This window comes from Tateyamaria pelophila, from assembly GCF_019966495.1.
GTDB lineage: Bacteria > Pseudomonadota > Alphaproteobacteria > Rhodobacterales > Rhodobacteraceae > Tateyamaria > Tateyamaria pelophila.
In genome coordinates, this window is record NZ_JAIMIA010000124.1 from 1 (window position 1) to 12,474 (window position 12,474).

The 12,474-nt window shown below is 58.1% G+C and carries 8 protein-coding genes; 4 read left to right on the forward strand and 4 right to left on the reverse strand.

What is annotated here, in order from left to right:
* Window positions 1–151: 151 nt before the first annotated feature.
* Window positions 152–3,331 (reverse strand): efflux RND transporter permease subunit, encoded by a 3,180-nt coding sequence (locus LC354_RS23000; protein WP_223428288.1) that lies wholly within the window; start codon window positions 3,329–3,331, stop codon window positions 152–154.
* Entirely contained in the window at window positions 3,328–5,538 is a 2,211-nt protein-coding gene (locus LC354_RS23005) for an efflux RND transporter periplasmic adaptor subunit (RefSeq protein ID WP_223428289.1), read from the reverse strand. Before LC354_RS23005 ends, LC354_RS23000 begins: the two co-directional genes overlap by 4 nt.
* A 728-nt stretch (window positions 5,539–6,266) precedes the next feature.
* On the opposite strand from LC354_RS23005, the gene LC354_RS23010 reads away from it, so the two are divergent.
* From LC354_RS23010 to LC354_RS23020, 3 genes are read left to right on the forward strand one after another with little or no spacing between them, the layout of a single operon-like run.
* A complete protein-coding gene (locus LC354_RS23010) occupies window positions 6,267–6,743 on the forward strand; it encodes a DUF305 domain-containing protein (protein WP_223428290.1) in 477 nt (158 codons plus the stop codon).
* Window positions 6,744–6,803: 60 nt separating this feature from the next.
* The gene (locus tag LC354_RS23015; protein WP_223428292.1) at window positions 6,804–9,251 is read left to right on the forward strand and encodes a heavy metal translocating P-type ATPase; all 2,448 of its coding nucleotides are present in this window, start codon (window positions 6,804–6,806) and stop codon (window positions 9,249–9,251) included.
* Window positions 9,248–9,712 carry a c-type cytochrome gene (locus tag LC354_RS23020; RefSeq protein ID WP_449649488.1) on the forward strand — a complete coding sequence of 155 codons (465 nt, stop codon included), beginning with the start codon at window positions 9,248–9,250 and terminating at the stop codon, window positions 9,710–9,712. The genes LC354_RS23015 and LC354_RS23020 overlap by 4 nt, the downstream gene beginning before the upstream one ends.
* A 40-nt stretch (window positions 9,713–9,752) precedes the next feature.
* Here LC354_RS23020 and LC354_RS23025 read toward each other — a convergent pair whose 3' ends face one another.
* Complete coding sequence (locus LC354_RS23025; RefSeq protein ID WP_223428293.1) at window positions 9,753–10,358, reverse strand: Crp/Fnr family transcriptional regulator; 606 nt, start codon at window positions 10,356–10,358, stop codon at window positions 9,753–9,755.
* Window positions 10,359–10,524: 166 nt separating this feature from the next.
* Between LC354_RS23025 and LC354_RS23030 the strand changes: the two genes are divergently transcribed.
* Window positions 10,525–10,986: a hypothetical protein gene (locus LC354_RS23030; protein ID WP_223428295.1), complete on the forward strand. Its 462-nt coding sequence runs from the start codon at window positions 10,525–10,527 to the stop codon at window positions 10,984–10,986.
* A gap of 64 nt (window positions 10,987–11,050) precedes the next feature.
* Here LC354_RS23030 and LC354_RS23035 read toward each other — a convergent pair whose 3' ends face one another.
* On the reverse strand, window positions 11,051–12,370 hold the full coding sequence (locus LC354_RS23035; RefSeq protein ID WP_223428296.1) for an MFS transporter: 1,320 nt from the start codon (window positions 12,368–12,370) through the stop codon (window positions 11,051–11,053).
* Window positions 12,371–12,474 lie beyond the last annotated feature (104 nt).

Here is a 12,474-nt window from a genome sequence, read left to right on the forward strand (position 1 = left end):
GATTTGCTGCTGCTCATAAATGCAAACGCTACAAAAATCCCCAACAATCAAAAAGACGGCCCTCACCGGAGGAATACGAACAAGAACAGAGAGGGCAAGAGAGAGAGTTTTCATGGGTAGTCCTTTCAGGTTGGGTTTTGATTGGCAGGTCCTATGCTGCCGGTACAGGTGCTGCGGGGTCTTGAGCTGGTTGCAGCAATTCTCTGTTGACCCGTTTCAGGGCCAGCCTTTTCCAGATCACGAAGATCGACGGAATGACAAAGAGCGTCAGGAGGGTCGCGGTCGCCATGCCACCGATCATCGGAGCCGCGATCCGCTGCATGATCTCGGACCCAGTTCCGGTGCCGTACATGATCGGAATGAGTGCTGCGAAGATGGTTGCAACTGTCATGACTTTGGGACGCACGCGCAGGAGCGCACCTTCGAAAACCACCTCTTCAACATCCAGCGAGGTCATTTCGCGCCGCTCAGTCGCGGCGTCTTTCTTGCGTTTTTCCCATGCCAGATTGAGATAGAGCAGCATCACGATGGCAGTTTCGACCGCCACGCCAGCCAGCGCGATAAAGCCCACCAGAACCGCAACCGAGATATCAAAGCTGAGATACCACAGAAACCAGACGCCTCCGGCCAAGGCGACGGGTAACGCGGCAAGAATAATTCCCACCTCGATCACTCGATTGAAGGCCATGAACAGCATCAGGGTGATAATCAGAAGTGTCGCCGGGGCTACGAGCTTGAGCCGTTCCTGCATGCGTTCGATGTATTCGTACTGCCCGGACCATGTGATGGAATAACCCGTTGGCAGTGTGACCTGATTGGCGACAAGCGCTCGGGCTTCGTTGACATAGCCACCCAAATCACGCTCCGCGATGTCGATAAAGACAAATCCGGTGCGTCGGGCGTTCTCAGAGCGGATCATGGCAGGTCCATCGACGACTTTGATTTCCGCCAGACTGCCGAGCGGAATGTGCGCACCCGAGGGCGTCACCACCGGCAAATCGCGCAGCCGTTCGGGGCTGTTGCGCCATTCCTGCGGGTAGCGCAGGTTGATCGGGAAACGCTCAAGACCCTCGACGGATTCAGATACCTGCATTCCGCCGATGGCAGTCTGCACGACATCCTGAATGTCGCGGACAGACATCATGTAGCGAGCTGCGGCATCGCGATCGACGTTGATCTCAATAAACCGCCCACCAATGGGGCGTTCAGCGTAGGCCGATGCCGTACCATCAATATCAGCCACTACGCGCTCTACCTCGATCCCAATCTGTTCGATCACACTGAGGTCTGCGCCGGATATCTTGACGCCCACGGGTGTCTTGATGCCGGTCGCCAGCATGTCGATTCGGTTCTTGATCGGTTGAATCCAGACATTGGTAACGCCGGGGATCTGTACCACGCGATCAAGCTCGTTGCGGATCATCTCCATCGTCATGCCGGGGCGCCACGCGTCCTCGGGTTTGAGCTGGATGGTCGTTTCGATCATCGTCAGCGGTGCGGGATCGGTGGCGGTGTCCGCTCGGCCCAGCTTGCCATGCACGGTCAGAACCTCGGGCACAGTCGCGATCAGGCGGTCGGTCTGTTGCAAGACCTCGCGCGCCTTGCCGATAGACACACCGGGATAGAGCGATGGCATATAGAGAAAATCGCCCTCGTTGAGTTCGGGCATGAATTCGGTTCCGATGCGCTGAAGCGGCCACATCATCGAGGCGACAAGTGCGCCCGCCAGCACCGTCGTAGCCCATGGCCACGCCACGGCGGCGTCCAAAAACGGGCGGTAGATCCAGATCACGATCCGGTTCAGTGGGTTCTTTCGTTCAGGCAGAATGCGCCCGCGCACGAAATAACCCATCAGCACCGGCACCAGCGTGATCGACAGGATCGCGGCGGCGGCCATCGCATAGGTCTTGGTGAAGGCGAGCGGTTTGAAAAGCCTCCCTTCCTGGCTTTCCAGCACGAACACTGGCAGGAAGCTGACCGTGATGATCGCAAGCGAATAGAACAGCGCGGGCCCGACCTCTGAGGCACATTCACTGACGATGCGCCAACGGTTTTCGTTCGTCAGTTTCTCTTTTTCGATCCGCCTGTGCATCGCTTCGATCATGACGATCGCGGCGTCCACCATGGCCCCGATGGCAATGGCGATGCCGCCCAGCGACATGATATTGGCGTTCACCCCTTGCAGCTTCATGATGATAAAGGCCGCAAAAATGCCAAGCGGGAGCGACAGCAGGATCACCAGCGACGACCGGATGTGCAAAAGGAAAGCCGCACAGACCAGAATGACGACGATGAATTCCTCGGTCAGTTTCTTTTGCAGGTTCTCGATCGCACGCTCGATCACGCCCGCGCGGTTGTAAGTGGTGACGATCTCGACCCCTTCGGGCAGGCTGGAGCGTAGCTCTTCGATGCGGGTTTCCAGGGCCTTGATCGTGGCCAGCGCATTGCCGCCCCAGCGCAGGATCACCACGCCGCCGACGGCGTCACCCTCTCCGTTGAACTCGCCCACACCCCGTCGCATCTCGGGGCCAAGGCGGATGTCGGCCACATCGGCCAAGGTGATCGCGGCCCCTCGGTCGTTGACCATCAGCGGTGCTTTGGCCAGGTCCGCCAGTTCATCGACGTAGCCCGTGGAGCGGACCATGAATTCGGCCTCGCCCATCTCGATCACGCTACCGCCTGTCTCGCGGTTCGCGCCCTGAATGGCGTTACGGATCTGGGCAAGCGTTACATCATAGGCGCGCAACTTGTTGGGATCGACGACGACTTGGTATTGCTTGACCATGCCACCGATGGTGGCGACCTCGGACACCCCGTCGACAGTCTGCAGCTCGTACTTCAGGAACCAGTCCTGAAGCGTGCGCAACTCGGCCAGATCATGGCCGCCGGTACGGTCGATGAGCGCATATTGGTAGATCCAGCCCACGCCCGTCGCGTCCGGTCCAAGCTGGGGCGAGACACCTTCAGGCAGATCGGCAGCGATCTGGCCAAGGTATTCCAGCACCCGCGTGCGTGCCCAGTAGAGGTCGGTTCCGTCCTCGAAAACCACATAGACATAACTGTCGCCGAAGAACGAAAACCCGCGCACGTCGCTGGCCCCTGGCACGGCAAGCATGGCAGTTGCAATCGGATAGGTGATCTGGTCCTCGACCACCTGTGGCGCTTGACCCGGATAGGGCGTTTTGACGATCACCTGTACATCCGACAGGTCTGGAATCGCGTCTACGGGGGTTTCCCGAATTGCCCAGATACCTGCAACGGCCATTATCACCGCGAGAGCCAGAATGATCACGCGGTTCGCGATCGAAGCGCGAATGATGGCCGGGATCATTGGATCACATCTGGAGCCGCAGCCACGCCAACCAGCGTCAATGAGAAGTCCGCGTTGCGCTTGAGCAGAAGCGTGACCTCATCTCCCTCCGGCAGGCGCGACACATCAACTGACGGAGCAATGACGAAATCCATCGTCATCCCCGGCATCCCGATCTCCATCATCGGGCCGTGGGTGATGTTGGCCATACCCACCGCTGCATCGAGGGAATTGATGGTGCCTGACACTTCCATTGGCGGAGTAATAGGTTCGGCGGACGCAAGGACCATTGTCATACCGTCCGGGCGGGCGAAGGTCAGGGTCATCTCCTGTCCAGTGATCAACGCGGCAGGATCAAGCGCCTCGTCCAAGGCGAACCCCATGGTCATGCCGGGCATCCCGATCTCGACAATTGGTCCGTGCGCGATGGTGGCCATGCGTGTCTCTTGATCGACCATCTCAATGGTCCCGGACACCACAATCGGCGGGGTCGCAGCATCTTCTTTTGCCGCTTCCATCGCTTCAGGCATGCTCATCTCGTTTTTGCTCATCATCCCGTCGCCGCGCACGGCGACGATTGTGAAGAGCCCATCCTCCCCTTTGGACAGATCGAACTCGACGGGCTGATCGAGCGGCACCTCTGCCACGTCGAACCCTGCGACTGGCATGTCCATCTGCATTGAAGGCCACCCCAATTCCGGGATCGGATCATGCGATAGCGTCAGTTTGCCATCCGGCGTAACGGCCATCACAGTTCCTGTGCCTGTCGCGGCAATTCCATCGTCGCTGCCAAGCTCGATCAGGCTGAGCAACCCGTCCGCACCGCGTGCCGCACGGAACGCCACCTGCAAACCCGGTTCCAACCGGCCCAGCGGAATATCGGCGCGCAACGGAAAACGCGATGTCATCGCAGGCCAATCCAGCGCGTCTAGTGCCGCATGTTTGATCGTGGCGCTGCGGTTTTCGATATCGAGCGCAATCAACTCGCCCGTCCCGCGTGCAGGAGTCTCATCCGTCGGTGCCATACGCATCAGACCGGCGCTCAACGCGCTCTCGCTGTCGATTAAAAACTGAGCGGAGGCGACGACTTCCTCGCCGGGTGCCAGACCCTGCACAACTTCCGTCCGGCCGCCCCCGCCGAAATTGTCCCGCAGACCCGTTGTGATCAGGCGCGGCTTGAATGTGCCTTCTCCGGTTTTCAGAATGACGCGTTCGGCAGCGCCCGTACGAATGATCGCCTCGGTGGGGACCGTCAGCGCCATGCGTGTCTGGTTGGGGATCAGGCTGACATTTCCAAACATGTTGGGCCTGAGCAGCCCCTCGGAATTATCAAAGCGCAGGCGCACTGGCAGCGTCCGCGTCTCGGCATCAAGTTCTGGATAGATGTAATCGATCGCGCCCTCGAAGGTGCGCCCATGCAAGTGCTCAAACCGGGCGACCGCGCGCATGTCATCTGTCATGCGCGCGATGTCACGCTCGAAGACATCCACGATCAGCCAGACGGCACTGAGGTCGGTCAAAGAGACGGCACGAACACCAGGTTGCAGGAACATCCCGTCTGCTGCCTCGAGAGAGATGACCACCCCGTCCTGCGGGGCCAAGACCTCAATGTTGCGCGCAAGCACACCTTCGGCCTCAATCCGGGCGATTTGGTCGTTCGACATGCCAAGGCTGCGCAAATTGCTGCGGGCGGCTTGGAGTATGCGGGGGGCGCCATCCCCAACCGCGCGCACAAGATCACTGCTGGCAGAGCCGATCTGGGGCGAGAACATCTCAAAAAGGATGTCACCTGCGCGCACTGGATCCCCGACGGCGCGGACGTTCAACGCCTCGATCCAGCCTTCGACGCGGGTATGCACATGACTTGTCAGGTGCTCGTCATAGCCAACAAAACCCACCGTCTCGATCCGCTGCGAAATCTCGGACACCTGCGCAATCGCGGTGCGGACACCGATCGCATTGATCTCGGCTGCTGACAGCGTCACCTCGGATGGATCGCCCGAAGGTTCCTCACCAGCAAAGACTGGCACCAAATCCATTCCCATGGGAGATTTTCCAGGCCCCGGCTGCCGGAAATTGGCATCCATCGGAGCAACCCAATAAAGGATTTCTGGCCCTGTCGATCCGGCCATCTCCGATGGATTGAAGTACAGTCTCTCCAGATAGATGCCGCCAGCAACCCCGGCGGCAAGCGCTAGAATGCTCAGGGCTGAATATCGTCCACGCATTGTTGCCTCACCCCCAGTCCCGACAACGGAACTGTTTCCAATCAATTAAAGTCACGCGGTCGCAGGATGCGGCCGCGGTTCGGAAATCAATCAGACGTGTCTTGGGGGTCGATCTTGGGTTGAACCTGTGTTCGAGGAAGGCGCTGTACCACGATCAATCACTTGCGTGCTGGGCAGAAGCGCGCCAATTGTGACCAGCTGAGACGACGAGACAGTGTCGTGAAAGCAGCACATCGAGGGCATGCAATGCGCTGCATTTTCATGCGTCCCATCAAGTTCAGCTCCACCAGGAGCATTGGCATCCAAATTGGCCGAATGCATCGGACACCTGTTCGCCGCGTTGGTCATTTCTTGATGGTGTTCATGAACATCAACCACAGACCTGGTTGCAGAGGCAGGAGGCGCTACGATTTGAAAAACGAACACCAAGATCAGGAGCAAAAGCCCCATTGGCCGTAAAACCAATCCGATCTCAAATTTTTCGCTCGATGCAGTCATGCACATGTCATCCAGCCTTAACTCCCGAAATGCAAGTCAGATCAGCGTGAACGGGCAGACCCTCTGGACGTCGCGAACGCTAAAGCTTTGCAAGCAAATGCTAATTTCTCCTGCGACATAAAGATTTTTCGCAATCCTGCGCACTCGACGTGACAAAATCTGCATTTGTCGGAAACCTTCCCGCGCTGGAATGTTGTTTGTTTTCAAAGGTCACAATTGGGAGGATGAAAATGAGCTATTCGCGATTTCTTGCAATGATCGTCACATCGACGGTCGTGATGTTCGGGTTGATGTATCTGAATACATACGCGTTGGGCCACGTCCAATTCAGTGAAACACGGACCTATATGGCGCTTTACATGGGTGCGGTGATGGCAGTCATAATGCTGCTTTTCATGTGGGGCATGTACAAGAACAAAGCGCTCAACTACGCCATCATCGGATCGAGCGTGGGTGTCTTTGCCGTCTCGCTCTTCTTGGTGCGATCACAAACAACCGTTCAGGATGTCTCTTGGATGCGGGCCATGATCCCGCACCACTCCATCGCCATACTGACCAGCGAGCGCGCCGAAATCTCTGACCCCCGAGTGCAGAAACTTGCCCAAGACATCATCGAAGCGCAACGCCTCGAGATTGCGGAAATGAACGCCTTGATCGCTGACCTTCAGGGAGGACCATCCGCGACGCCGGAAATAGATGGGCGATGAGGCGGCCTTGACCTTCCGGTTACTGGAAGAACTACCATTGAACCCACGGAGGATCCGAGCATGTCGAAGACAGCACTCGACGAGAAAAAAATTACGCGGGATCCCGTGTGCGGCATGACGGTCGATCCGGACGCGGGCAAACCGCGTTTTGAGCATGATGGGCATGTCTACCACTTCTGCCAGGACGGATGCAGGGACACGTTTGTCGAAAATCCGCAGGCGTATATTGAGGCAACCGATCCCGTTTGCGGGATGTCGGTCACGCGGGCGACGGCACAGTTTTTGTCAAAGCATGACGGGGATCGTTTCTATTTCTGCTCGGAACGTTGCCAGCACAAGTTCGAAGACGAGCCCAATGACTATCTGGGGGAGCGTGCCGAGCGTGAACCGATGCCGGAAGGCACAAAATACACCTGCCCGATGCACCCTCAGATCGTTCAGGAAGGGCCGGGTGATTGTCCCAGCTGTGGCATGGCGTTAGAGCCGATGATGCCCACGGCCGATGCAGGACCAAACCCCGAACTGGTCGACTTTCGACGCAGGCTCTGGATCGGCGCACCATTGGCACTGGCCGTCTTTGCACTTGAAATGGGCGGCATGATCGGGATTCCGTGGGCAGGATGGTTCGGCGTGGAAACCGTCCGCTGGCTGCAATTCCTGCTCGCCTCACCGGTTGTGCTTTGGGTCGGGTTCCCATTCTTCAAGCGGGGCTGGTCGTCGATCGTGACCGGCAACCTCAACATGTGGACGCTGATCGCGATTGGTACGGGGGCCGCCTATGCCTTCAGCCTCGTCTCGCTTCTGGCACCGGGCATTTTCCCGGCCAATCTGTCGGGCGATCACGGTCCGCCCCTTTACTTCGAGGCTGCGGCCGTGATCCTTATCCTTGTCTTGGTCGGGCAGGTGATGGAGCTGACGGCCAGAGAACGGACCGGTGACGCGATCCGCGCACTCATGGATTTGGCTCCCAAGACGGCGCGACGCGTAACGGATGCTGGCGACGAAGATGTCGCGCTTGATGACGTGGTCACAGGCGACAAGCTACGGGTGCGGCCCGGTGAAGCTGTGCCCGTGGATGGAATTGTACACCAAGGCCGATCATCAGTAGATGAAAGCATGCTCACCGGGGAACCTGTCCCGGTCGAGAAGGCTGCGGGAGACGCGATCACAGGCGGTACTCTCAACAAGACCGGCTCGTTCGTGATGACAGCGGAAGCCGTGGGCAGCGATACGGTACTTTCAAGGATCGTTGCAATGGTTGCGAGTGCTCAGCGTTCGCGCGCGCCAATCCAGGCGATGGCAGACCGCGTGGCGAGCTATTTCGTGCCGATCGTCATTGGCGTTGCGGCACTGGCCTTCGTGATCTGGATGTTCTTTGGCCCAACACCGGCACTTGGCTATGCGGTTGTCGCCGCCGTCAGCGTTCTGATCATCGCTTGCCCCTGTGCCCTCGGCCTAGCCACACCGATGTCGATTATGGTGGCAACTGGACGGGGCGCTCAGGCAGGTGTCCTGATCCGAGACGCAGAGGCGCTGGAACGATTTGCAAAGGTGGATGTTCTCGTGCTCGACAAGACAGGCACGTTGACGGAAGGAAGGCCGACTCTGACGGATGTTGTCGCCTTGGGCGATAAGACAGAGGAAGAGGTGTTGGGGTATGCGGCAGCTCTTGAACGCGGCTCAGAGCACCCTCTTGCCGAGGCTATTCTGAAAGGCGCTGAGGACCGCGGGGCCAATAAGCTGGACCTAGTGGATTTCAGTGCAGTCACTGGCAAAGGTGTCCGCGGCAGAATTGACGAAACCGAAGTCGCCCTTGGCAACACGGCACTGATGGAAGACCTTGGGGTCGACATCTCTGCTGTCAAAGATCAACTGGCCGCATTCCAGAACAGCGGAAAAACCGCCATGCTCCTGGCTGCAGACGCTAAACTTGCCGGGATTGTCGCAGTTGCCGACCGGATCAAAGACACGACACCTGCGGCCATTCGTGATCTGCATGCAGCCGGTCTCAAGATCATCATGGCGACAGGAGACAGTCAGGGCACCGCAGACGCCGTCGCCCGAGACCTCTCGATCGATGAAGTGCGTGCCGAGGTCTCGCCCGAAGACAAGGCGGATCTGATCGCGGAACTGAAAGCGAAGGGATATTCGGTCGCTATGGCTGGCGACGGCGTGAACGACGCGCCCGCCCTTGCGGCGGCGGATGTCGGCATCGCAATGGGCACAGGCGCGGATGTCGCGGTCGAGAGCGCTGGCGTCACCCTGCTGAAGGGCGACCTCGGCGGCATCGTGCGTGCGCGGGTTCTGGCGCAAGCCACGATGCGCAATATCCGCCAAAACCTGTTTTTCGCTTTCATCTACAACACGGCGGGCGTCCCGATTGCAGCGGGCATCCTGTTCCCAGTTTTTGGCGTGCTTTTGTCACCCATGATTGCTGCGGCGGCAATGAGCCTGTCGTCGGTATCCGTGATCGGCAACTCGCTGAGACTGCGGGGTATCAAATTATGAAGCTGGTCGTCTCAATCGGAATCACGACTGCACTGGCGGGTATGGTTGCATTCTTTTTCTTTGACGCAGGTCCGCAGACCTCTGTAACCAGTGGAGACTATCTGCCGAACCTTGCGCGCGGTGAAGCGGTCTATGCGGAGGCATGTGCTTCATGTCATGGCGCAAATCTAGAAGGGCAACCGAATTGGAGATCACCGGGACCAGATGGACGTCTACCCGCACCGCCGCATGATGAAACCGGTCACACATGGCACCATCCAGATCGATTGCTGCTTCAAATCACCGCTTTGGGCACTGCAGCCGTGGTCGGAAATGGATATGAAAGCAACATGCCTGGTTTTGGCGAAATGTACTCAGAAGATGAGCCTCGAGACGTGCTGGCATGGATCAAAACCCAATGGCCCGATCGCGAACGCGACCACCAAGCGCAAGTCACCGCGCAGGACAGCCAAAGAAATTGACGTGCGTTGACCGCCAGGATCGCATTGCAAGGATAAGCCGCTATAAAACGAGGCGCACACGCCCGCGTGCCGGCCTGATCACCCGCCCTTGTTTCTCAAGTCTGGCGAGTGCCCTGTAAAGTGCGGGTGCAGTCACATCCAAATCCTGCGCCAATGAAAGAAGCGGAACGTCTTCGGGCAAATCATCTTTCTCATCCACCACCTCGATGAGCCTCGCGATAATGCCCTCGGTCAAAGGCTTGATTGCCCTCAGTTCGAGCAATCGCCGGGACTGCATCAGCGACTTTGACAAATAAGCAGCAAAGCGCTGTGCGAGGTCAGGTGACGTCGCCAAAGCATCCAGAACGGCCTTCCGAGGCAATAGATCGACTACGGCTGGTGTGCGTGCGACAGCGTCGCAATGGCAGGATTCAGCAAAAAGGGAAGCTTCAGCGAAGGTTTCGCCCTGCCCTGCCGCGTGAATGCGTATCGAACGCCCCGTCTCGGACCACCTGACCAGATCAATCCGGCCTTCATGCACCTTCATGAAACCCGGGCTCGTTTCTCCTTGGCGAAATAGGACTTCACCAGCGTTCAGCATCACCCGCCTTGCTTTGGCCGGTGCGCAATTATGGTTCAGTTCAGCAAAAAAATCGACAGTCGACATGACCATAATCATATTCGCATAGAGCGCTCGACGCTACCGATCATCCCAACCAAGAAAGGAAACTCCTGTGAAAGTTCTGTACCTACCTTGCCTTATCCTGACTTGGACGCTTGCGACGGCGAGTACGACGTCAGCCCAGCACAGTGATCATCAAAATCATGGAAGCATGCATTCGACCACGACCATGCCAACGGAACCGGGCGATGCCTCTTTTGCCGCAATTAGCGAGATTGTGAAAATATTGGCGCAAGACCCGGACACCGATTGGGAGCGCGTTGATATAGACGCCTTGCGCGTTCATCTGGTCGACATGACCCAGCTAATTCTGGGCGCGAGCGTTGAAACGGAAGAGATACCGAATGGCCTTCGAATGACAATATCGCGGTCGGGCCGTCCTGGGGAAGCCGCATCCCGCATGGTCCCCGCGCATGGTCCCGTGCTTGCGAGTGAAACCGGTTGGTCATCGATAGTCGTTTCCAACGAAGGATCGATCACTTGGACCGTGACTGACCCTGAAGACGGCGATGTCTCTCAGATAAAGTCACTTGGTTTTTTTGGTCTGATGGCGACGGGGGATCACCACAGAGCACACCATATCGCTATCGCAAAAGGTGTTTCGACTCATTAGCGAGTGACCGCTTCGACCACATCACTAAAGCTGATCCATATCTCTATCAAAGGCTACGGTGTGCTTATCGTATGCTCGGCCAATGCTGATGATAATCATCAATAACAATTGGGTGGCTGTGTGATCGGCCACCGCGAACATGCGGGTGATCTTCTGGAAGGTCATCATGAACATGTTCGAAAGTTCCAGTATCGTCACGCGCCCAAAGTAAGACCCCACAAATCATCCCAATGGCCGCGAGCAATGCCAAGAATGCAAAGGCCGTTGCAGGTCCCGCGATGGTAATCAGCCAGCCTGCGAGCGGGTATGTCACCAGCCAGCAAGCGTGTGATAAAGCAAACTGAGCAGCGTAGACGGCGGGTCTGTCTTCAGCGTGTGCAGATCGTTTGAGTAGCCGCCCTGATGGGGTCAGCACCACCGAATAGCCGATCCCGATGACGAACCATCCCGCAAGCAGTGGGAGCCACTGCGTGTCGTAGATCAGTGAGATCAGCGACAGACTGAGCAGCGAGATAACCAGCACTGCCGCACCGCCGATCATCACCGGGCGGTCAGGGCGGTTGTCCAGAAGTCGGGGAAGCAAAAGGGCGGCCAGCATTGACCCGCCACCGAATACACCAAGCGCAATGGCAACTTGCGCATCCCCAAGCCCCAGATCGGCGCGGACCAGCACCACCGTGTTCACCAGCACCATCGCACCCGCTGCTGCCGCTGCGAGGTTAAGCGATAACAGCCCGCGCAGGCGCGGTGTGGCGAGGTATATCCGCATCCCGCGCGTGGTGCGATCATAGATGCCCCTTGGTGCGGTTGGTTGCGGGCTGGGCAGCAGGACCGACACGACCAGAAAAGCCGAGCCAACGAATCCGATCATGGTGCCGAAGAACAACGCATGATAGCTCACGAAGGTCAGCAGGATCGCGGCCAGCATCGGGCTAATGATGTTCTCAAGGTCGTAGGCCAGCCGTGAGAGCGACAGAGCCCGAGTATACCGGTCTTCCTCTGGTAGGATGTCGGGGATGGTCGCCTGAAACGTCGGCGTGAACGCGGCAGATGCGGATTGCAGCACAAAGATCAGGATGTAGGCTTGCCAAACCTCCGCTACGAATGGCAGGCACAGCGCCACAGCGGCGCGGACCAAGTCGAGGCTGACCAGCATCGTGCGGCGCGGCCACCGATTGGCGAAGGCCCCAGCGATGGGCGCAATTCCGACATACGCCACCATTTTGATGGTGAAGATCGTGCCCAACACCAGCCCTGCGCGTTCGCCTGACAGATCATAGGCCAAAAGCCCCAGAGCGATTGTTGCAAGACCTGTCCCAAGCAGGGCCACGATCTGTGCAAGGAAGAGATGCCGGTAAGTGCGATCAGCCAGGACAGAGAGCATGGGCCTTCCTCATAGGTACTTGGTGATCGGTACTGTAACCTGACGTCTGGAAATTTAGTTGGAGATTGCGCTGAGAGCCCCTGCCGAGGCGTGCCCCGGCAGAG